This window comes from Candidatus Nitrotoga sp. 1052, from assembly GCF_927312905.1.
Lineage (GTDB): Bacteria > Pseudomonadota > Gammaproteobacteria > Burkholderiales > Gallionellaceae > Nitrotoga.
On sequence record NZ_CAKMHQ010000045.1, the window covers coordinates 100,356 to 122,228 of the forward strand.

The 21,873-nt window shown below is 48.7% G+C and carries 26 protein-coding genes; 9 read left to right on the plus strand and 17 right to left on the minus strand.

Annotation, left to right across the window (positions count from 1 at the left end):
- The first annotated feature begins 531 nt into the window (after positions 1 to 531).
- The 4 genes from MJ768_RS09695 (at position 532) to MJ768_RS09710 (ending at position 3,060) form a co-directional block, all read left to right on the plus strand.
- Positions 532 to 1,179 (plus strand): MotA/TolQ/ExbB proton channel family protein, encoded by a 648-nt coding sequence (locus tag MJ768_RS09695; protein WP_239291064.1) that lies wholly within the window; start codon positions 532 to 534, stop codon positions 1,177 to 1,179.
- A complete protein-coding gene (locus MJ768_RS09700; protein ID WP_239291066.1) occupies positions 1,166 to 1,567 on the plus strand; it encodes an ExbD/TolR family protein in 402 nt (133 codons plus the stop codon). The genes MJ768_RS09695 and MJ768_RS09700 overlap by 14 nt, the downstream gene beginning before the upstream one ends.
- Positions 1,568 to 1,577: 10 nt before the next feature.
- A complete protein-coding gene (locus MJ768_RS09705; RefSeq protein ID WP_239291068.1) occupies positions 1,578 to 2,519 on the plus strand; it encodes a hypothetical protein in 942 nt (313 codons plus the stop codon).
- Positions 2,520 to 2,757: 238 nt separating this feature from the next.
- Positions 2,758 to 3,060 (plus strand): helix-hairpin-helix domain-containing protein, encoded by a 303-nt coding sequence (locus MJ768_RS09710; protein ID WP_239291070.1) that lies wholly within the window; start codon positions 2,758 to 2,760, stop codon positions 3,058 to 3,060.
- Between the two features lie 131 nt (positions 3,061 to 3,191).
- On the opposite strand, the gene ccmE is transcribed toward MJ768_RS09710, so the two are convergent.
- The 14 genes from ccmE to MJ768_RS09780 all read right to left on the minus strand — a co-directional run bounded on the left by ccmE (position 3,192) and on the right by MJ768_RS09780 (position 14,655).
- Positions 3,192 to 3,668 carry a cytochrome c maturation protein CcmE gene (gene ccmE, locus MJ768_RS09715; protein WP_239291072.1) on the minus strand — a complete coding sequence of 159 codons (477 nt, stop codon included), beginning with the start codon at positions 3,666 to 3,668 and terminating at the stop codon, positions 3,192 to 3,194.
- Between the two features lie 228 nt (positions 3,669 to 3,896).
- Positions 3,897 to 4,067 (minus strand): heme exporter protein CcmD, encoded by a 171-nt coding sequence (gene ccmD, locus MJ768_RS09720; protein ID WP_239291074.1) that lies wholly within the window; start codon positions 4,065 to 4,067, stop codon positions 3,897 to 3,899.
- Entirely contained in the window at positions 4,064 to 4,801 is a 738-nt protein-coding gene (ccmC, locus tag MJ768_RS09725; RefSeq protein WP_239291076.1) for a heme ABC transporter permease CcmC, read from the minus strand. The genes ccmD and ccmC overlap by 4 nt, the downstream gene beginning before the upstream one ends.
- 31 nt (positions 4,802 to 4,832) lie before the next feature.
- Complete coding sequence (gene ccmB, locus MJ768_RS09730; protein WP_239291078.1) at positions 4,833 to 5,516, minus strand: heme exporter protein CcmB; 684 nt, start codon at positions 5,514 to 5,516, stop codon at positions 4,833 to 4,835.
- Positions 5,513 to 6,127: a cytochrome c biogenesis heme-transporting ATPase CcmA gene (gene ccmA / locus MJ768_RS09735; protein WP_239291080.1), complete on the minus strand. Its 615-nt coding sequence runs from the start codon at positions 6,125 to 6,127 to the stop codon at positions 5,513 to 5,515. Before ccmA ends, ccmB begins: the two co-directional genes overlap by 4 nt.
- A gap of 157 nt (positions 6,128 to 6,284) precedes the next feature.
- Positions 6,285 to 7,271, minus strand: coding sequence for an endolytic transglycosylase MltG (gene mltG, locus MJ768_RS09740; RefSeq protein ID WP_239291082.1), 987 nt, complete (start codon positions 7,269 to 7,271; stop codon positions 6,285 to 6,287).
- Positions 7,258 to 8,070 carry an aminodeoxychorismate lyase gene (gene pabC, locus MJ768_RS09745; RefSeq protein WP_239291084.1) on the minus strand — a complete coding sequence of 271 codons (813 nt, stop codon included), beginning with the start codon at positions 8,068 to 8,070 and terminating at the stop codon, positions 7,258 to 7,260. Before pabC ends, mltG begins: the two co-directional genes overlap by 14 nt.
- 26 nt (positions 8,071 to 8,096) lie before the next feature.
- Positions 8,097 to 9,335 carry a beta-ketoacyl-ACP synthase II gene (gene fabF / locus MJ768_RS09750; protein WP_239291094.1) on the minus strand — a complete coding sequence of 413 codons (1,239 nt, stop codon included), beginning with the start codon at positions 9,333 to 9,335 and terminating at the stop codon, positions 8,097 to 8,099.
- Between the two features lie 39 nt (positions 9,336 to 9,374).
- The gene (gene acpP / locus MJ768_RS09755) at positions 9,375 to 9,611 is read right to left on the minus strand and encodes an acyl carrier protein (RefSeq protein WP_173054644.1); all 237 of its coding nucleotides are present in this window, start codon (positions 9,609 to 9,611) and stop codon (positions 9,375 to 9,377) included.
- A 237-nt stretch (positions 9,612 to 9,848) separates the two neighbouring features.
- On the minus strand, positions 9,849 to 10,601 hold the full coding sequence (gene pssA, locus MJ768_RS09760; protein WP_239291096.1) for a CDP-diacylglycerol--serine O-phosphatidyltransferase: 753 nt from the start codon (positions 10,599 to 10,601) through the stop codon (positions 9,849 to 9,851).
- A gap of 30 nt (positions 10,602 to 10,631) precedes the next feature.
- The gene (locus MJ768_RS09765; protein ID WP_239291098.1) at positions 10,632 to 11,282 is read right to left on the minus strand and encodes a phosphatidylserine decarboxylase; all 651 of its coding nucleotides are present in this window, start codon (positions 11,280 to 11,282) and stop codon (positions 10,632 to 10,634) included.
- Between the two features lie 123 nt (positions 11,283 to 11,405).
- Positions 11,406 to 12,422, minus strand: coding sequence for a ketol-acid reductoisomerase (ilvC, locus tag MJ768_RS09770; protein WP_239291100.1), 1,017 nt, complete (start codon positions 12,420 to 12,422; stop codon positions 11,406 to 11,408).
- A gap of 35 nt (positions 12,423 to 12,457) precedes the next feature.
- Entirely contained in the window at positions 12,458 to 12,949 is a 492-nt protein-coding gene (ilvN, locus tag MJ768_RS09775) for an acetolactate synthase small subunit (protein ID WP_239291110.1), read from the minus strand.
- Entirely contained in the window at positions 12,949 to 14,655 is a 1,707-nt protein-coding gene (locus MJ768_RS09780; protein WP_239291112.1) for an acetolactate synthase 3 catalytic subunit, read from the minus strand. Before MJ768_RS09780 ends, ilvN begins: the two co-directional genes overlap by 1 nt.
- 286 nt (positions 14,656 to 14,941) lie before the next feature.
- Here MJ768_RS09780 and MJ768_RS09785 point away from each other — a divergent pair, with 286 nt between their 5' ends.
- The 4 genes from MJ768_RS09785 (at position 14,942) to djlA (ending at position 17,791) form a co-directional block, all read left to right on the plus strand.
- A complete protein-coding gene (locus MJ768_RS09785; RefSeq protein WP_239291114.1) occupies positions 14,942 to 15,553 on the plus strand; it encodes an RNA polymerase sigma factor in 612 nt (203 codons plus the stop codon).
- The gene (locus tag MJ768_RS09790; protein WP_239291116.1) at positions 15,550 to 15,894 is read left to right on the plus strand and encodes a DUF3619 family protein; all 345 of its coding nucleotides are present in this window, start codon (positions 15,550 to 15,552) and stop codon (positions 15,892 to 15,894) included. Before MJ768_RS09785 ends, MJ768_RS09790 begins: the two co-directional genes overlap by 4 nt.
- The gene (locus tag MJ768_RS09795) at positions 15,894 to 16,313 is read left to right on the plus strand and encodes a DUF3106 domain-containing protein (protein WP_239291118.1); all 420 of its coding nucleotides are present in this window, start codon (positions 15,894 to 15,896) and stop codon (positions 16,311 to 16,313) included. The genes MJ768_RS09790 and MJ768_RS09795 overlap by 1 nt, the downstream gene beginning before the upstream one ends.
- Before the next feature lie 692 nt (positions 16,314 to 17,005).
- Entirely contained in the window at positions 17,006 to 17,791 is a 786-nt protein-coding gene (gene djlA / locus MJ768_RS09800; RefSeq protein ID WP_239291143.1) for a co-chaperone DjlA, read from the plus strand.
- 85 nt (positions 17,792 to 17,876) lie between these two features.
- On the opposite strand, the gene MJ768_RS09805 is transcribed toward djlA, so the two are convergent.
- Together MJ768_RS09805 and MJ768_RS09810 are read right to left on the minus strand one after the other, a co-directional pair.
- Entirely contained in the window at positions 17,877 to 18,395 is a 519-nt protein-coding gene (locus tag MJ768_RS09805; protein WP_239291145.1) for a dihydrofolate reductase, read from the minus strand.
- Positions 18,392 to 19,186 carry a thymidylate synthase gene (locus tag MJ768_RS09810; protein WP_239291147.1) on the minus strand — a complete coding sequence of 265 codons (795 nt, stop codon included), beginning with the start codon at positions 19,184 to 19,186 and terminating at the stop codon, positions 18,392 to 18,394. The genes MJ768_RS09805 and MJ768_RS09810 overlap by 4 nt, the downstream gene beginning before the upstream one ends.
- Positions 19,187 to 19,256: 70 nt before the next feature.
- On the opposite strand from MJ768_RS09810, the gene MJ768_RS09815 reads away from it, so the two are divergent.
- Positions 19,257 to 20,696, plus strand: coding sequence for a M17 family metallopeptidase (locus tag MJ768_RS09815; protein ID WP_239291149.1), 1,440 nt, complete (start codon positions 19,257 to 19,259; stop codon positions 20,694 to 20,696).
- Positions 20,697 to 20,892: 196 nt separating this feature from the next.
- Here the strand turns inward: MJ768_RS09815 and MJ768_RS09820 are convergent, their stop codons facing one another.
- Positions 20,893 to 21,096: a cold-shock protein gene (locus MJ768_RS09820; RefSeq protein WP_173055054.1), complete on the minus strand. Its 204-nt coding sequence runs from the start codon at positions 21,094 to 21,096 to the stop codon at positions 20,893 to 20,895.
- Positions 21,097 to 21,873 lie beyond the last annotated feature (777 nt).

The window sequence follows — 21,873 nt, forward strand, 5'->3', positions numbered from 1 at the left end:
ATACCGTTAAACATGACACGAGCTGCCGTTTCAAGTGTGTGAAAATAACATGTTAAAAATTACCCTATGAGGAGACAAGTTACGCAATGGCATTGAAATACGGCTACATGCCGTCAGACAGATCAATGAGGTAGTGTGTTAGAACCAGCACGCTTAATGTTGTGGCAATTAATGATATTCTGATGATAGGTAAACAGGTAGATTCCAGCAATATGGCGATAGATAGGCCATTGCATGCTGCATTGCTGTTACTCACGACCGCCACATTTTAAAACATTGCATGGATATCTGCATTGGATAAAATTTCAAGAATTGACAGTGGAATGCTAACTGACCTATATGTTCAATACGAATCAACCAAGCAAGGTTGAGATACGCATTTTATTAACCTGCTCGACAAAATTAGGGAGTTCGGGGAATTAAAACTGAAAAAAAGGCATCTCAGTTTGGGCCACGGCGAAATTTTTTACCTGGTCATCAATAAGTTTTTTAACTAGCAAGTGGGGATTATCCCCTCATTTGGAGATAACCATGCAAGAGCTACAAGAAGTTTGGATCGCATTTAAACTCGGCGGGATAATTATCCTGCCATTGTCGTTACTGGGGGTAATCGCTTTAGCCATTATGCTTGAGAAGGCATTCCTCTATGGCCGTTTTGCACGTCTCTCACATGACTTGCTAAACCTTGTTGAAACTTATGGCTTCGCATGGGAAGACCTGGAAAAGATACTTTCCGGGTTGAATGAACGTCACTATTACAAGCGATTCTTTGAGGTAGTGATCGCCAACCGGCATCGGCCTTCATGGTGGACTGAGTCTCGTGCAGCTGATGAAGCCCAGTTGATTGAAACATCCCTTGCGCGCAGGTTATGGGTGTTAGAAACCATCGTCACCGCTGCTCCTTTGCTCGGGCTGATGGGAACAATTGTTGGAATGATGCATGCTTTCCAGATAATTGGCGGCAGCGGCGTTGTCAATCCTACGGGGGTGACAGGAGGCGTGGCTCAGGCACTTATTGCAACTGCAGTCGGCCTATTGATTGCGCTTATTGCATTGTTCGGATTTAATTATTTTTCCCGTCTGCAATCACAAACGATGGATGAAATGGAGCGCCTTGGTACGCGTCTGATTGATCACATCCGTTTGGATCAACAGGGTAGCCCCCATGAAGCTGCGTAAATCCAGAACGTATTGCAAGGGGCGCATCGAGATCATTCCGATGATCGATGTGATGTTTTTCTTACTGGTGACATTCATGCTCTCTTCATTGTCAATGCAGAATCTTGATTCCCTGCAGGTGAATCTGCCCCAAGGGGAAGCCGAAAAACTCAAAGCTGACGCGCCGGTAACGCTGACACTGACTGGTGATAGCCAAATTTTTATCAATCGTATTCCCGTAACACTGGAAACCCTGGCCGCCACGCTCAGGCCGCTATTGCACGATTCGCAACAGAGCTTGGTCGTATCAGCGGACAACGAAGCACCGCAAGGCATTGTAGTGCAGGCGATGTTGCAGGCTCGATCCGCCGGCGCCCAACATTTTTTGATTGCGATAAAACATAAATGACGTGGTAAGCATGCCCGAATCTAGATCGAAGGAGATTCGATTCTGGTGGCCAATACCGCTGGCGACCATCATTTGGCTGGCCATCATTTTGGAATTTGGATATTTCCTGGCATCTCCCAAGACAGAGATTGTTCCTTTGCCTCCAATTGATGCACGCTTTGTAGAATTGCCCGAAACAAAACCAGAACAAGAATCCTCGCCTACCCCAAAAAAGAGTTCTCAGACTCAACCTGAGCCTAAACCTGAGCCTAAACCTGAGCCTAAACCTGAGACTAAACCTGAGCCTAAACCCGAGCCTAAATCCAAACCTGAGCCTGAGCCAAAACCAAAACATGAACCCCCGCCCTCGCCTCAACCTCAGGCTATCGAAACGGAAATACCAATTAAGCCTTTACCGAAAAGAACAGTCACGGAGACTGAGGTCCCGTTAGCCATCCCCCCAGCGTCACATTCGGCACCTCCGGCTGACCTGGCGAGCTACATTAACGCCGCCAGAGCGCGCCGCCAGGCAGCCGAAATTTCTGATGAACGTGATAACGCTGAAACAATATCTAACCAGCGCCAGCTTTCAGCTGATGAAAAAAGGATGGCTAACATCAGACGCAATCTTCAGCCACCAGGCACAAGCGGTGTATTTCAAATTCTCAGCATGGGTGTTCGGACCGCCCGATTTTCATTTCGAGGCTGGACAACAGACTATAACAACTCTCGGCGCGAAGTAATCGAAGTCGATGCCGGGTTAAATGGTGATGTGGAGCGCGCAATCATTCGCAGGATGATCGAACTGATTCGCAAGCATTTCAAAGGAGATTTTAATTGGGAATCGCAACGCCTCAACCGCGTTGTCGTCCTGTCTGCACGCATGGAAGATAATGCGGGACTTGAAGATTTTTTGATGCTTGAGTTCTTTGGCACAGACTCTGGATTTCAGCGAAGTCCGCCATTGCGTTAATGCATCTTCATACGGTTTAGTACGATTCCAGGATCCTGAATTCGAATACCAGCAACTATGAGAAGCTTGCCAACAATCCAGAAGACTACCAACGATACGAAAGGTACAAACCATTTACACAATCGTATTTGGTTCTGCAGCGTGCGGGGAATCCGGCATTCAAACAGAAACAAGGCTTCTCCAGCTTGCGCCATTGCTGCCGGTTACTAGTTTCGATATGCAACTTGGGAGTATATTCATGAAACGCATCGAACGTAATAAACCAATACGATTAGAAGATTTGCCGAACATTGGCAAGTCAATTGCGTCCGATCTTCGAAATATTGGAATCCATTACCCAGATCAACTTGTCAACCGTGAACCTCTAGTAACATTCCGCGAACTGGCTAAGGTCATGGGCCATCGTCATGATCCGTGCGTGCTCTATACTTTAATTTCGGTTAAACACTTTCTTCAAGGTGAAGAAGCCCTCCCATGGTGGAAGTACACGTCCGAAGGAAAAAAATTGCTGGCGTCATCCAGTGAAGATGAACGCACCTGAAATTACGTGCATCTGTCGTGCAAATTGACTGTCGAAATTTTTCTGCGCCATGATATTGGCCGGAAACTTAATTTCCAGAGCCCCATCAAGCAAGACCGGTATTTCCTGAAAATCAAGCTGTAATTTTTGGACTATTTTATAGCAGGTGCGCTAACGGATGACGCGGCATTCACTGCAGATTGTCCTTTAGCAGCCTGCTTCATAGCATATGCAGCTTCCGGGGCTATGTAGTTTTCATCATGCTTGGCCAACACCTCATCCGCACGGAACACGTTCCCAGCCTCAAGCTTGCCATGTACCACCACCCCTTTCCCTTCCTTGAAGAGATCGGGCAAGAAACCTTTGTACACAACCGGCATACTCTTGGCGGTATCGGTTATGCTGAAATGCACTGTCAAACCATCGCTCTGACGCTTGACACTATCCACAACCACTAATCCGCCCATACGGAAGCCGCGCCCCTGCGGCGCTTCTTTGTTAAGAACTTGGGTCGGGGTAAAGTACAGGCTAATATTATCGTTTAGTGCATATAACACCAAACCTATAGCTGTACCCAAAGCAACAAGTGCAAGAATTATATATACAAATTTTCTCTGACGCGGTTTCATGTTATTTTTTTCCAATATCAATATTATTTCAGTCCGAATGCTTTATGAATCGACACAGTTTCGATTGCTTTGAGTTTATTTTGTAAGGTTTTGTTCCATCAGGTATCTGAATACTCCACGCTTGTGTTCGCATAGATAAACATTCTTGTCCAATTCGAAGAATTTTTCGCGATCATCGCACGAATTGATGAAACGATTAGAATAGCTGGCAAACCTGTCCTTGAAACATTACGTCATATCATCTTCTGCATTGCGCATCAGGTGTAATTGCTGCAAGATAAGTGCTCTTCTGTGGCGCACCATCACAATTTCAATAATAAATATCAGCAGTGCCATTCCGTACGAGCCCCATATATACCAGGCATAGCCATTCATGGCAAAAAACTCACCCCAGTTCATCGCTTAACCTCCGCGAGCTCAGATACCCACTGGGCCTTGCATTCACGCTCTAAAATAATACATCGCACACGTAGTAAAGAAACCGCAATGGCATATAGCCAGACCGCCATCATCATGGTGTACATGCCCTGCTGCATAGCCACGTGCATGCTAGTGCCGGTGAATTTTACCGAAGCTCCTTGATGCAGGGTATTCCACCATTGCACCGAAAAATAGATGATAGGGACATTGACCGAGCCTATTATGGCGAGCAGTGCGCTGGCACGGTCGGCACGACGCGGATCATCAATCGAGGCATGCAAAGCGATAAAACCAAGATACAGGAATAGTAAGATGAGTTCAGAAGTCAGTCGCGCATCCCATACCCACCATGCCCCCCACATCGGCTTGCCCCACAACGCGCCAGTCCATAGCGAAAGAAAAGCAAGCAGCGCGCCCGTAGGTGCCAGCGCAGAAGCCATCATGGAAGACAAGCGCGTATTGAAAATCAGCCCTAGCGCGGCATAACCCGCCATGACCAGGTAGATAAACATAGACAGGATGGAAGCAGGCACATGTATGAACATGATGCGGTAAGCTTCGCTTTGCTGGATATCAGTCGGTGCCACAAAAAAACCAATATAAAGGCCCACAACAAACAGGATTGCGGCCGACCACGCGAACCACGGCACCATCTTGCCGGCCGCCCCATAAAAGGTGCTCGGCGAGGAATATTTAAACCAGTTTATAGCCAATATCTACTCAATTAAAAATACACAATGTGTTTTATTCCATCGAAATACGCAGAGCGAGGGCCGTAACCCATGGCGTGAATGCCAATGCCATCACCAGTAGCGCGCCTAGCAACGACAAGTGAGAGCTCACACTTGTGCCACTTACAACGGCTTCCACTGCGCCTGCTCCAAAAACCAACACCGGGATGCACAACGGCAATACCAGTAGCGACACTAACGCCCCGCCGCCGCGCAGCCCCAGTGTCAGCGCAGCACCGACCGCACCTATCATGCTGAGTATCGGTGTGCCAAGCAGCAGGGCAGCGATCAATACCCATAATGCCTGCGCCGACATATCAAACTGCAAGCCCAGCACCGGAGCCATAATCACCAACGGCAAACCGGAGACCATCCAGTGCGCCAAAATCTTAGCTAACACGAGTACCGACAGCGACTGCGGTACCAGCATCATCTGCTCCAGAGTACCATCCAGATAATCCGCTGAGAACATGCGCCCCAGTGATAGCATTGAAGCCAACAAAGCCGCCACCCAAACCACGCCGGGAGCCATTTTGCGCAGCATATCCATTTCGGGACCCACCCCTAAGGGGAACAGACTGACCACCATGACGAAAAAAACCAGTGTGGTCAGCACATCGGCACGACGACGCATGGCCAGCACCAGATCGCGACGAATCACCAGGCTCAACAAACCTATCAGCGACAACTTGTTCATGACAGCGCAAGCCACCGCGTTGCAACCCCGACCACTTCCAGTGGCTGATGAGTAGTGTAGATCACCATGCCGTTATTCACCAGATGCTCGCCAATCAATTCTTGCATCAGCCCAACCGCGCCCACGTCCAGTGCAGTGAGCGGTTCATCCAGTATCCATAAAGGGGCATTGCTAAGCAACAAGCGCGCCAATGCCACACGCCGACGTTGCCCTTGAGACAGCACTTTGACCGGCAAAGTTTCCCGGCCGCGCAGACCCATACGACGTAAGGCCGCAATTACCTGTTTATCATTCACCTTGCAGCCAGCGAGCCCTGCACTAATGCGCAAGTTCTCCAGCGCATTCAATTCATCCTTGATGGCATTCAAATGGCCGAGATAAATCATCTCTGCATAAAATGCATCACCCAGCTCACGGATGTTCTGCCCGCGCCAACGAATCTCGCCCGCAACAGGCATCATAAAACCGCATAAAGTACGCAGCAAGCTGGTCTTGCCACTGCCGTTGGCGCCCTGCACCTGTAGCAACTCGCCAGCTGAGAGAGAAAAATTCAGATCAGAAAATAGCAGATGATCTCCGCGACTACAAGCAAGATTGCTAATTTCCAGCATTACGTGGTCGGTTTTCGCTCAATATAAAATAGCGCGGAATTGTATACGATTGCACCAGTGCATGTTAGCCAAAAAGTGAAGGTGTCTGCTACTCGATGTAGCGAAAATTAGCTTCGCTGAAAAAACATGGGTTAGAGAAAGCGTATTAGCCACGCAATTATTTTTGATAACGATTCACTGCATTGTTGTGTTCATTTAATGTATTTGAAAATTGTGAACTGCCATTCCCGCGCGCCACGAAGTACAGAGCATCGGTCGAAGCCGGATGAAGAGTCGCCTGTATCGAAGCTAGCCCTGGCAGTGCAATCGGAGTGGGCGGCATGCCTGCGCGGGTATAGGTGTTGTACGGCGTATCCACTAGCAAATCGCGCTTGCGCAAATTGCCATCGAAATTCTGTCCCAACCCGTAAATTACGGTCGGATCAGTTTGCAGCAGCATACCCTTGCGCAGACGGTTGATAAATACGGCCGCTATCATGCCGCGATCACTTGCCTGCCCCGTTTCTTTTTCCACGATAGAGGCCAGAATCAACGCTTCATAGGCCGACTTAAGAGGCAAGTCAGGCGTACGTTCTTGCCAACTTTCCTGCAGGTGCATTTGCATAGTCTTGTAGGCGCGCTTAAGCAAGGCAAGGTCGCTTGTACCTTTGACGAAATAATAGGTATCGGGAAAAAACTGTCCTTCCGCATACGCCTCCGTTGCGCCGATGCGTCGCAGAATCTCTGCTTCGGACAGGCTCGCGCTATCATGCCGAATGGCCGGATTGGTATTCAATGCAGCGCGGAATTGGTTGAACGTCCACCCTTCAATTATGCTGAATTCACTCTGGGCGGCCTGCCCTTCTGTCACGATAGCTAACAATTCCAACATCGTAACCGCAGTTTCCAGTTCATAGTTACCAGCCTGTATCTGTGCAGATTTGCCCAGCATGCGCGCCAACCAGACAAACATCCAGTCATTGGGCAACGCGCCAGCCTGTTGCATCTGCCGCGCCGCAGTCTTCAGGCTGCTGCCCTGATTGAGGGAAAATTCCAAGGGAAGCACGGGAAATGTCAGCGGACGAACAACATAATAGCCAATAGCACTCGCCAGCAGCACGGCCAAAAGCAACACAACGAGCAACAAGCGTTTAATCGTGCGCATGGTTCAACCATTCCTGCACTTGCATGGAAATCGGGTGATGGCTCCAGTCACTGCCTGACAGCTCACGCACCGGCCATAAACCAATCACACTATTCACCAAAAACACTTCGTCAGCAACAAGCAATTCCGCCAGTCCAAACTGCCTGACCCAGCACGGCACACCATGCTTGGCAGCCCACTCTATCACGCGTTCACGCTGTATGCCGGCCACGCCACAGCTCGACAAATTCGGTGTAAACAATTCACCGTTCCGTACCATGAAAAGATTGCTGCGTACGCCTTCAATCACATTGCCGAAAATATCCAGCAACAGACCCTCTGCGATGTCCGGGTCACTCCATTCCGCAGCAGCCAGAACATTTTCCAAACGGTTAAGGTGTTTAATGCCAGCCAGTTTCGGTTGATGAGCCAAACGTAAATCGCATATCCGGAGCCTGACACCGTGCGAATAATTCCTGTCTGGATAGTCAAGTGGAGGAGTGAGACTCAGGATGCGTGTCGAAATCATATTTTCAACTGGCGCATAGCCGCGAGCAGTTTGTTCGCCACGTGTGATGATTATTTTGGCCACACCATCGGGCCGCTGTTCAATCAAACGCCGCAATTCCTCAAACAGCAGCGCCGCTTCTGGACAAGTGATGCGCAATGCAACGCAATCCTGTTGCAACTTGCGATAGTGACGCGGCCAACACTGTATGCATCCACCGAGCACACGCAGCGTGCGAAATACGCCATCTCCATATAGCAAGCCGCGGTCATGAATGCTAACCTGATCTCCTGGAACGCCATTGATCAGCATGTAGTTCCTTGAGACGTGCAAGCGTTTTAAACCTTGCGAAACACCAAAGTAGCATTGGTGCCGCCAAAGCCAAATGAGTTGGACATGGCGACATTAATCGTCATGTTGCGCGCAATGTTAGGCACATAATCCATATCACAAGCCTCATCCTGCTCGAAAATATTTATGGTAGGCGGGGCAATCTGATGGTAAATGCCAAGCGCGGAAAATATAGCCTCTATACCGCCCGCAGCTCCCAGTAAATGTCCTGTCATGGATTTGGTGGAACTGACCTTAACCTTCATCGCGTGTTCGCCAAGGCAGCGCTTCATTGCCATGGTTTCAGCCAAGTCGCCTAGCGGGGTGGAAGTGCCATGCGCATTAATATAATCCACCTGATCCACATTAAGGCCGGCATTGCGCAAGGCATTACTCATACAGCGCGCGGCACCCTCGCCGTCCTCGCGCGGTGCCGTCATATGGTATGCATCGGCACTCATACCATAACCTGCCACTTCGGCATAAATTTTTGCACCGCGGGTTTTGGCATGTTCATATTCTTCCAGCACTAAAACCCCAGCACCTTCTCCCAGCACAAAGCCATCACGTCCTTTGTCCCATGGACGGCTGGCGGTAGCAGGATCGTCATTGCGAGTGGAAAGCGCTCGTGCAGATGAAAACCCCCCTAACGCAAGCGCACAAATTGACCCTTCAGAGCCACCTGCGATCATAATGTCGGCATCACCATATTCGATCAACCGGGCAGATTCGCCTATGCAATGAGTGGCTGTGGAACAGGCTGTCACCATGGACAGATTAGGTCCTTTAAAGCCATACATGATGGACAGATTGCCAGAAATCATGTTAATAATTGTACCCGGAATAAAGAACGGTGAAATCTTGCGTGGACCCGCCGCCAAATAGTCGTTATGACTATCTTCAATCTCCGGCAGCCCGCCGATACCAGATCCAATATTGACACCGATGCGTTCGGCATTTTGTTCAGTTACCTCTATCCCGGCATCTTTAATTGCCTCCATGCCAGCTGCCAGGCCGTAATGAATAAATACATCCATACGCCGAGCATCCTTGGCAGAGAGGTATTGGTTCACATCAAACCCTTTCACCTCTCCGGCAATCTTCGATGTAAACAAGCTAGTGTCAAAACGTGTGATGCGGGTAATACCTGATTTGCCATCAACGATATTTTGCCATGCTTGGGAAATTCCTGTACCAACGGGCGAAACAATACCCAAGCCAGTAATGACGACTCTGCGTTTTGCCAAACCGAACTCCGTTATTTTAGGGGAAAGCGAAAGGATGAATTACTTAGGATGATCGTTAACGTAATCGATTGCCTGTTGCACCGTAGTTATTTTTTCTGCGTCTTCGTCTGGAATTTCACACTCGAACTCTTCTTCCAGCGCCATCACCAGCTCAACCGTATCCAATGAATCGGCACCCAGATCATTAACGAACGAGGACTCATTCTTCACTTCAGTCTCGTTTACACCGAGTTGTTCAGCAACGATTTTCTTGACGCGTTGTTCGATATTAGACATGTAACTCTCCCTACTCTGGTTAAAGTTCAAAAAGCCTCGGCATTCTACCAAACTTACCTCAAATTCCCAACCAGCCTCTTCCAATATGATTGGAGTCTGAAGGGTTATCGTATTTCTACCGAGGAATAAGTCTTAAATTGAATAATTGATGGACGTAAATTCAGGAGTTCCAGTGTCACTCCGAACAAAAAAGTGGACCATGCTTACTCCCGCCACCACACTCTCTTTTGTGATCCGCTACGTGGTGGGATTGGAAGTTTTCTTACGAAAACCGAGCAGCCACAGCACATAGCCAGATAGGGCATAGCACAAGAATAGCAGAAACAGCACTCCAGGCGGATAGCTGGAAATCAGTATAAAAAATAACGCAACCAGGATAATAACAATAAACGGCACGCTCTTGCGCATATTGAAATCTTTGAAACTGTAGTAGCGCACGTTGCTAACCATACTCAAGCCGGCAAACACCGTGAGTGTGACAGCATACCAACGTGCCTCTTGACCGCTAAATTGATTGTCCAGCATTACCCAAACGAAACCTGCGATCACCGCGGCGGCAGCAGGGCTGGGCAGACCTTGAAAAAATCGCTTGTCTACCGTTTCAATATTTGCGTTGAAACGTGCCAGCCGTAATGCCGTGCCAGCGCAATAAATAAAGGCTGCGAACCAACCCAATTTACCTAAGTCCTTGAACGCCCATTCATACATCAGCAAAGAGGGGGCCACACCGAACGAAACCATATCGGACAGGCTATCATATTCCGCTCCAAATTCACTTTGGGTGCGGGTCAGTCGCGCCACACGACCATCCAGACCATCTAGCACCATTGCAATAAAAATTGCTACGGCAGCAAATTCAAACTTGCTATTCATTGCCTGCACGATGGCGTAAAAACCGGCAAACAGTGCCGCCGTAGTCAATAAGTTGGGAAGCAGGTAGATACTGCGCCTGCGCAGATTCATCGGTTTTCTGTCATTCAGGTCAGTCATGATTTTGAAAGATTTTCATCATATTGGCCTTTAGCTTTTGGCCAAAACCGCCAGTATCGTAGTAGTTGCGTATACTTTATCACCAATTGACACTTTTACGGCAGCCGTCAGTGGCAAGTACACGTCCACGCGCGAGCCGAAGCGGATGAAGCCATATCGCTGACCACGTGTCAGAACATCGCCTTCTTGCACATAACACAGGATACGGCGTGCGATCAGCCCGGCCACCTGCACACTGGTTACATCTTGCCCATCAGCCCTTTTAATCCATATGGCATTTCGCTCATTTTCCAGCGAAGCCTTAGCCAGATCAGCATTCACGAACTTGCCAGGGAAATATTGGATGCGCTTCACCAAGCCATCTATGGGACTGCGATTGGAATGCACATTAAATACATTCATGAACACGCTTATCTTGATGGCATCGCGCTGCACATAGGGATCCTGCGTGCGCTCCACCGCCACAATGCGACCATCAGCAGGTGATAACACTGCATCTGCATCCTGTGGGATTTCGCGCGGCGGATCGCGGAAAAATTGCAGCACAAACAGCGCCACCAACCAAAGCGGGAGCGACCACACCCCGCCGCCAAAATATGATACCAAACTAGCGATGAATACGGCGATGGCCAAGAATGGCCAACCCTCGCGTGCGATGATTGGATGGGGATAATTAGGCATTAGAAGGGAGAAACGAAAATTGGATTTTTAGAAACAAGGATTGCAGAACAAAAATCGTGCAGCTTAGGATTGAAAGCGATCCAGCACTCATTATTCAAACTCTCAATCCCAGCCCCATCATTCCTAGTTCTTGCTTTGGTCAACCAGCTTATTTTTGCTGATCCAAGGCATCATGGCTCGCAGTTGGGCACCCACTGTTTCAATCGGATGCTTGGCGTTAAGACGACGACGCGCGGTCATCTCAGGGTAGTTGGTACGGCCTTCCAGGATGAACTGTTTGGCATATTTACCAGACTGGATATCCTTCAAACAGTTACGCATGGCCTCCTTGGTGTCATCGGTAATAATCTTAGGACCGGTGACGTACTCGCCATACTCCGCATTATTTGAAATGGAATAGTTCATATTGGCGATGCCGCCTTCGTACATCAAATCGACGATTAACTTCAATTCGTGCAAGCACTCGAAATAAGCCATTTCCGGCGCGTAGCCAGCTTCCACCAGCGTTTCAAAACCGGCCTTCACCAGTTCAACGGCACCGCCACACAACACGGCCTGCTCGCCAAACAGATCTGTCTCCGTTTCTTCACGGAAATCAGTCTCGATCACCCCTCCCTTGGTGCCACCAATGGCTGCGGCGTAAGAAAGCGCGATGTTTTTGGCCTTGCTGGACTTGTCCTGATATACAGCAATCAGAGACGGCACACCGCCGCCCTTCAAATATTCGGAGCGAACTGTGTGACCGGGGCCTTTTGGCGCTATCATAATTACGTCCAAATCGGCACGTGGGATGACCTGGTTATAATGAATGTTGAAGCCGTGGGCGAACGCCAAAGTAGCGCCCGTCTTCATATTTGGCGCAACTTCAGTATTATAAACATCAGGGATATTCTCATCAGGCAACAGCATCATGACCACATCGGCCCCCTTCACCGCTGTCGCGACTTCCATAACCTTATGTCCAGCCGCTTCAGCTTTCTTCCAGGAAGCGCCACTCTTACGCAGGCCGACGGTCACATTGACACCAGACTCCTTTAGATTCAAGGCATGAGCATGGCCTTGTGAGCCGTAGCCGATAATGGCCACTTCCTTGCCCTTAATTAGAGACAGGTCTGCATCTTTGTCGTAATAAACTTTCATGTTGGCCTCTTTAAAATAATCATAAAGTTAAAAAATTAAAGTTTTAAAATGCGATCGCCGCGCCCGATGCCGGACGCGCCGGTACGCACGGTCTCCAGGATTAGGCTGCGGTCTATGGCTTGCAAGAAGCTTTCCAGCTTGTGACCGGTACCGGTTAATTGAATGGTGTAAGTTTTGTCAGATACATCAATAATGCACCCGCGGAAAATATCCGTCATGCGCTTCATCTCCTCTCGCACCGCACCCACCGCACGCACTTTCACCAACATTAACTCGCGCTCCAGATGTTCGCCTTCGCTCAGGTCCATCACCGCGACTACCTCAATCAGCTTATTGAGCTGCTTGTAAATCTGTTCGATCACTTCGTCAGAACCGCTGGTAACTATAGTCATACGCGACAGGGTGGCATCTTCTGTGGGCGCCACAGTGAGTGACTCGATGTTGTAGCCGCGCGCTGAAAACAACCCGGAAACACGCGATAAGGCGCCCGCCTCATTTTCCATCAACAGGGAAATAATATGCCGCATTACAAATCCTCCGCCAGAATCACTTCAGACAAGCCCTTGCCACCCTGTACCATGGGGAACACGTTTTCAGTCTGGTCTGTTATGAAATCCATGAATACCAGTTGTTGCTTACGCCCAAACGCTTCTTTCAATGCAGGTTCCACATCCGATGGCTTCTCAATGCGCATACCAACATGACCATAGGCTTCCGCCAGCTTCACAAAATCGGGCAACGCATCCATGTAGGATTCGGCATACCGGTTGCCATGGAAGAACTGCTGCCACTGGCGCACCATCCCTAGATAACGGTTATTCAACATGATAATTTTGAGCGGCAATTGAAATTGCTTGCAGGTGGAGAGCTCCTGAATGCACATTTGAATACTGCCTTCACCAGTGACGCAAGCTACATGCGCATCTGGATGAGCAAGTTGCACGCCCATTGCCGCGGGCAAACCGAAGCCCATGGTGCCCAGCCCGCCGGAGTTAATCCAGCGACGCGGCTTATCAAATTTGTAGTACTGCGCCGCCCACATCTGATGCTGCCCAACGTCGGAAGTGATGAAGGCATCGCCCTGGGTAACTTCATACAGCTTTTCGATCACGAACTGCGGCTTAATTATCTCATCCGAATTTTTATAGACTAAGCTATTCTTGCCGCGCCATTCCTTAATTTGCGCCCACCACGGCGCAATCGCCTGCTGATCGGGCTTTTCCTTGCTACCGTGCAATTCCGCCAGCAGATCGTCCAACACATGTGCCACATCGCCGACGATAGGCAAATCCACCTTCACCCGCTTGGAAATTGAGGAAGGATCAATGTCAATGTGAATGATCTTGCGTTTTTCCTGATTAAAGTGCTTAACATTACCAACCACGCGATCATCAAAGCGTGCTCCCACGGCCAGCAATACATCACAATACTGCATCCCCATGTTTGCCTCGTACGTGCCATGCATGCCCAACATTCCAACAAATTGCTTGTCTGTCGCCGGATAGCCACCCAAACCCATCAAGGTGTTGGTACAGGGAAAACCCAACAAACGCACCAACTCGGTCAATTGCTTAGATGCATCAGCCAGGATCACGCCGCCGCCCGCATAAATCATCGGCCGTTTGGCTGCTAGCAGCAACTGCACGGCACACTTAACCTGCTCCAGGTCACTATGCTGCGCCGGATGGTAAGAGCGGATGTTCACCGATGATGGATAGCTGAACTCCGTCTTTTGATTGGATATATCTTTCGGAATATCTACCAGCACTGGCCCAGGTCGACCGCTTTTGGCGAGATAAAATGCCTTCTTAATGGTGCTGGCGATTTCCTTAACGTCTTTGACCAGGAAATTATGCTTCACGCAAGGTCGTGTTATGCCAACAGTATCCACCTCCTGAAAAGCATCTTCGCCGATGGCATAAGTCGGCACTTGGCCACTGATAATTACCATAGGAATAGAATCCATATAGGCAGTGGCAATACCTGTGACTGCATTGGTCACCCCGGGGCCAGAGGTGACTAACGCGACCCCCACCTTATCAGTGGAACGGGCGTACCCGTCGGCGGCATGAACTGCAGCTTGCTCGTGACGAACTAGTATATGTTTAACCTGATTCTGAGCGAACAACGCATCGTAAATGTGCAAGACCGCACCGCCAGGGTACCCGAACACATATTCAGTCCCCTCTTCCTGCAAACATCTAATGGTTATTTCCGCGCCCGTCAGTTCCATGTCAAACTACCTTAGCAAACAATAATTAAAGAACCGTGCAAGATAAAGGTTAGACGCATTTTGGTCAACCCCCACGCCAGAACGGGATTAACAATTATCTATTGATTTATGATGAAATTTGTTAGCATTCGTCATTCATTAATTTAGTAGGCCATCTGTAAAACTAAAAACTTCATCACAATTACAATGTTGCTCAAAATCTATTTGCTTACATATCAAAGACATGTAGTGCCGTGTGATTTTATCGCACCTTGAATTTTGAATTTGGGTAACCTTTGAATTTTCAATGTTACCCAGTAGTTATCACCCATCAGGGGAGCATTTCAAACTGGCCAGCCACGACGAACTTTCCAAATTTCTCGCCGAAACCGAACGTCGCGCCTACAAACAGGCGTTGTTCGCGATACGCGACGAACATGTGGCGTTAGATATCGTACAGGACTCCATGCTTAAACTTGCCGAAAAATACGGCGGTAAACCCACAAATGAATTGCCCATGTTATTTCAGCGTATCCTGCAAAACACTATTCGCGACCATTGCCGAAGACAGAAAGTGCGCTCCAGGTGGATTTCGCTGATGTCCTCGCTGATTCCACAACATGAGGAAGCTGATTTTGAGCCACTGGATAGCCTTCAGGACGAAGACAACAACAGCCAAGGACTTGCTCCTGATGCATCTTTTGAACAATCCCAACTTATTGCTCTGATTGAAGAAGCATTAATCATTCTCCCGGCACGTCAACGTGAGGCCTTCCTGTTGCGTTATTGGGAGGATATGGATACTACAGAAACAGCGGCGATCATGGGTTGCACAGAAGGTAGCGTCAAAACACACTGCTCACGCGCCACCCATAGCCTCGCGGCCATTTTGAGGAAAAAAGGAGTTCACTTGCCATGAAAAAAAATGAACTGAACCATGAAAATATCAAACAATTGCTTAACCACTCCGTCGCACAGCTCGAACGACCCACGCTGACACGCCTGCGCCACGCGCGGGAGCAAGCCATGGCACGCTATGCTACACGTCGTGCGGAGCCTGTATTTGCCCGAGCTGGGCATGCCATATGGCATGCTTTCGGTGCGCAACACAAGTCGCGCTTGTGGGCCACCACTTTGCTGGTTGCGATTATTCTGTTCAGCGCTACAGCTTATTGGAATCATATTGCGAAATCCGATACAGCCGACGTAGATATCGCCATTCTGACTGGTGATTTGCCCATACACTTTTACGTTGACTGATGCAAATCATGCACCTGATCCGCCATCACCTGTTCGCATTGAGCGTCGCCGTACTTTTGTTTCTGCCAACGATAGCTGGAGCACAGTCATGGGAGAATCTCACCCCAGTGCAACGAGAGGCACTGGCTCCGCTCTCTAAAGAATGGAATACACTGCAAATACAGCAGCAGCAGCGTCTCATCAATTTGGCGAAACGCTACCCACAGCTTGATGCAGTGCAGAAACAACGCCTGCATAACAGACTGGAAAAATGGAGCAAGCTAACGCCCGAACAGCGTAACCGTGCCCGCGAAAAATTCCAGGCATTTAGCAAAGCTCCTTTGGAAAAACGCGAACAGGTCAAACAAATGGTTCGCCAACAAGAAGCTGAAAAATTGAGCATACCTGCTGCAAACCCCGCATTAACCAACACGCCATAAAATTTATAGCCATGCTTCCTATGACAGATTTTGGTGCACACCGCAACAACTCGATCACACGAATTTACGTGAGTTAGAAGTGCAGTAAGCTGAAAAAAAATGGAGTCCAGCGTTTCAATAAATCGGCCCACACGGCTTGCCGCGCCCCATATATGGGTTGAAATATCTTGCAAATACACTGTGATAACGCGGGAACAGTGGCCGTCAGCTTCGTGGAAGGTTTCAACTCTGTCAAAGACCAATTCCAAGGGAAGCTGTAACCCCATCTATGGCGGCATCATTAGGTGACCCTGTTAAGGAAATTTATTTAATCCGAGTCCCCGTCCTGCGGCTTTAACCATCAGGAAAATAAAGCCTACTGGGCTGCTAGCGGAAACAAGCCCGCCTTGGCTACTTGTCACCCCCTGCTTTCACGCAACGATATTATGAAAATCAGCCCGCTACTTAACCCGTTGGACTCCATTATTGTCAACGTCTCATACTGACTCCGTTTGGTATTTGTCTAGTCTTCTAATGTCCCACCCTCTTTGATCCGGGCATTTTCTTCCCGGTGGTTACGTTGGCGCGGCATCTCCACGAAAGTGGCGTTTATAAGATTTCAAGCATTAACAGAATGAGGTATTTGGATGGTTTACCTTCGTATTTTTATGCATCTATAATCTAATTTTTCCCGTTCAATCTTTGGAGTTACCTTGTTTAAGCTAATTGGTGTCATATTAGGTTTTTACTTTTTCGGTTTTTTCGGAGCAGTTATTGGTTATTTACTGGGAAGTTTTCTTGACCGTTATAAAGCTTATGGTATTGGCGGAGTTAACCCGCTCAGCCAACACCAGCGCCAATCAGTATTTCTTGAAACTGTTTTTATTTCAATGGGCAAACTTGCTAAAGCGGATGGTCATATATCGCAAGATGAAATTGATCATGTTGAACAGTTCATTCAAAAACTGGGAATGTCAGCTGAGCATAGGCAACAAGCAATTGCTCTTTTTAAACAAGGAGCCGATGCAAACTTTGATATTGAACCGAACTTAAAGAAATTTATTGCCATTTGTGGCAATACGCATAACTTAAAGCAAATGTTGCTGGTCTATCTCATAGTCATGGCTTTGTCTGATGGGCATATTCATTCAGCTGAAGAAATAATGCTAAAAGACGTTGCCCGTCATTTTGGTTATGACCAAGCTGCATTTAAGCAAATACTGGATATGGTTTTAAATCAGTCCCACTTTGCCAGCGGACAAACACCCACCGCCTCCCGCCTGGACGAAGCCTATAAAGCGTTGGGCGTAAGCAAAGAAAGCAGCGACCACGAAATAAAACGCGCTTATCGCAAGTTAATGAGCCAATATCACCCCGATAAGTTAATGGGCCAAGGTGTTCCTGAAGATATGATCGCTGTGGCAACTGAACAAGCAAAGGAAGTACAGGTTGCCTACGATTTGATTACAACGAGCCGAATAAAAGGCGAGGGTAGTTAGTTTTGTGCAAGCTGCCATATAACGAAAATTTGACCAACTTGAATCTGAAACATCATCCACACTTGATTCCAGATATCCCCGTCTTTTATTTCCTGCCATAAGTGACGAAATGGTATTCCAGGGCCTGAGGAGTTTCCTGGCTGCATTGCTCGCGCGCCAACTCCTGCCATTGTGTTTTATCAAATTCCGGAAAGTGCGTATCGCCTGCTACGTCTTGACTGATTTCGGTGAGGTAGATCGTGTCCACTAACGGCATGGCCAATGCGTAGAGTTCAGCACCTCCGACGATAAAAATTTCATCATCCCCTGCACAAGCCTTTACCGCTTCTTCCAGCGAGTGCGCCATGATGCAGCTTTCAATTTTTAATGCATCATTGCGTGTTACCACCACGGTAGTGCGGCCGGGCAGCGGCTTGCCGATGGAATCGAAAGTCTTGCGCCCCATGATCAGATGATGCCCCATGGTGAGCGATTTAAAGCGTTTAAGGTCTGCCGGAATACGCCATGGCAATGTGTTGTTGATCCCGATGGTGCGATTACGAGCCATTGCAACAATGATCGCAAGCTTGCCCTTCCTCTTGTCCCCTCCTTCGTCACTCGTCATACAGCGACTGCGGCTTTAATCGCCGGGTGTGGGTCGTAGCCATCCAGCGAAAAGTCCTCAAATTTAAAATCGAAGATATTTTTCACATTAGTATTGATGTGCATGACAGGCAGCGATCGCGGCTCGCGCGACAGTTGCAACTCAGCCTGTTCCAGATGGTTGAGATACAGATGTGCATCGCCGAAGGTATGCACAAAATCACCTGGTTTCAGGCCACATACTTGCGCCATCATCAAGGTAAGCAACGCGTAAGATGCGATATTGAACGGCACGCCCAGGAAAATATCCGCACTGCGCTGATACAGCTGGCAGGAGAGCTTGCCATCAGACACATAGAACTGGAACAGGACATGGCAAGGCGCCAGCGCCATTTGATCCAGTTCCCCTACGTTCCAGGCGGAAACGATCAAGCGGCGTGAATCGGGATTACATTTAATCTGTTCTATAACATTGGAAATCTGGTCGATGGCGAGACCATCCGATGCCGTCCATGAACGCCACTGTTTGCCATACACCGGGCCAAGGTTGCCATCCTCGTCTGCCCATTCATCCCAGATTTTGACACCATTTTCCTTGAGATAGCGGATATTGGTATCGCCCTGCAAAAACCATAGCAACTCATGGATGATGGATTTCAGGTGACATTTTTTGGTGGTGACCAGCGGAAAGCCGTGTTCCAGATTAAAGCGCATCTGATAGCCGAATATGCTTACTGTGCCGGTGCCGGTGCGATCGCTCTTTTTTGTGCCGTGATTGAGCACATGTTTCATCAAATATAAATACTGGCGCATAAAGATTCAGGGAATAGGTGGTGACTGTTTGTATAATGCCAGACAATACATAAAATTTATTGAGGAACAAATGCTAGCACAACTTACTCTCTCCCTGACGCCGCCCAAAAACCTGATTAACCAACATCTGCTGGTGCTGCTGCCCAAAGCCAAGACGCTACCTCAAGACTTGCCGCATCTCGACTTACTCAAGACAGTGCTGGCGCGACGCGGCCTCAAGGTGGATGAACTGACTAACTCGCCGGTTTCTGCTAATGCGGCTAATGGCGCGTTGATGGCTTGGACGATGCTGGATTTTTCCAAGGACGCCTTCGCCATCCAGACCCAAGTGCGCAAAGCCATGCAATTGCTTCTGGCAGAAATGCCCAAAAGCATTGCCATTGTGGTGCTGGGCGATCCTGCGCAACGCAAGCTGACTGCAGAGCTGGCTGTGTATGGTGCATGGGTGAATAGCGCCCTGCTGCCGGAACATAAGAAAATAGATAAACGCAAACCGCTGCGAAAAATTGAACTATTTGGATTTGCGGACAGGCAAGCATTTGTATCACTCAAGGCGCAGGGCGAAGGCAATTTCCTATGCCGCGAACTGACTGTGCTTCCGCCTAACGAGCTGACTCCAGCTCTCTATCGGGCGCGGGTAAAAATACTCGCACAACAACATGGCTGGAAGCATGTGGAGTTTGACCTTAAGAAACTGCGCAAGTTGGGCGCGGGTGCTTTCGTGGCTGTGGCGCAGGGCAGCGCGGACGAAGATGCCGCCATCGTACATCTGCGCTACACTCATCCGAAAGCCAAGCAAACCGTAGGGCTGGTGGGCAAGGGTATTTGCTTCGATACCGGCGGGCACAACCTGAAACCAGCGCGCTATATGCATGGCATGCACGAGGACATGAACGGGTCGGCCGTAACACTCGGCATCTTGCTTGCAGCGTCACAGGGTAAGCTGGCGGTGAATATCGATTGCTGGCTGGCGATCGCTCAAAACCACATCAGCCCCAAGGCGTACAAACAAAACGATATCGTGACTGCGCTGAACGGCACCACCATCGAAATTATTCACACCGATGCCGAAGGACGCATGGTGCTAGCCGACACACTCACGCTGGCGGCGCGCGCCAAACCGGATCTAATAATTGACTTTGCCACCCTAACCGGCAGCATGGCCGTGGCCTTAGGCGCGCGCTACAGCGGCGTACTAGGCAACCGCGATGAGCTGTTACAGCGTGCGGTCAACGTGGGCAAGCAATGCGGCGAGCGTCTATGCGCCTTCCCCCTGGATGACGACTATGAAGCTGCGCTGGATTCAAAAGTGGCTGACATCAAGCAATGCACGCTGGATGGCGAGGCCGATCACATCTTGGCAACCCGTTTTCTTAAGCACTTTGTGGATGACATTCCTTGGCTGCATGTGGATTTATCCGCCAGCCGTTGCGAAGGTGGGCTGGGCATAGTAGCGAGCGAAGTGACGGGATTTGGCGTGGCATGGGGATTACGTATGCTGCAGGGTTAATTCGTAATAGTTCGCTTTGCGAAGGCAGACAATCCACTGTTCTTACTACCAGCGCTGGAACTACCTGCGCTGGAATGTTGAATAGGTGCCCTAGCCCAAAATTGCACAGCAAGCGTCAATTCGACGGATTGACCTTCCAGAAACTAAAAAGCCCGGCATTTTCATGCCGGGCTTTTTTTATCCAATCAAGAACCGATTAAGGAGCCTGAATATTGGATGCTTGCTTACCTTTAGGACCTTGCGTCACTTCAAAGGTAACCTTTTGGCCCTCTTGAAGAGACTTGAAGCCGCTCATGTTAATTGCTGAAAAGTGTGCGAACAAATCTTCACTACCATCATCTGGAGTGACAAAACCAAAACCCTTTGCGTCATTGAACCATTTTACTGTACCAGTTGCCATGTGTATTACTTCCTTAACTAAAAACGGGGAAATCCCCCGCGAAACTATTTGAATCGAAGATTGCACATGGAAAAAACCAGTATCGCAAAAACTTTGAATCAAACGCCAGTTAACCTTATACACTCATAGAATGGATATTGTCAAGGTAATTCTCAGAACATCTAAAATGCATGTATATACGTCCATGTTTTAATGAGCAAGCTGGGGTATTGGTCATACGCTCGCTCATAGCGTAACCCACCACCATTGAATAGGTCTTTGTGCCCCCAAATAGAGCTAGCCTTCGTCAGTCGAATGTAGGTGATATCAGAGTCACCCAAATCCTGTTCGAGGTGGTTGCAGTGAATTCTGCTTAAGCAAGTTTGGTGCGACTGCTAATTTTCGGCATCGACAGCAATTTCGCCACCGCTTCAGCACTCAATTCTTCTTCAGCTACTTGCTTGATCACCTGCTCTCAAAATTTCTTTGCTGTATATCACGTTAGGAATTCTCTATTTCATTTGACACATCCATATTCGTTTATCAAAACGTTCGTGTCCACTTTCTTCAACTTACCTCATTACTTCGGGAGTTAAAAATCGAAAAATGGCTTAAAAATTCTCTCGCATGAGCGAGTAAAGGAAAGTATATGGGCGTTTTTTCAGAAACCTGCTAAAGCTTAGGTTATCAACAATTATGATTTATGCAGATACGATCTCTCGAAATGAACTTCCCCAAGAGTGTTAAGGAAACGCTGAATAATTCACCGCACAGCAGAGTCCGGTGCGTAGTTTCCGG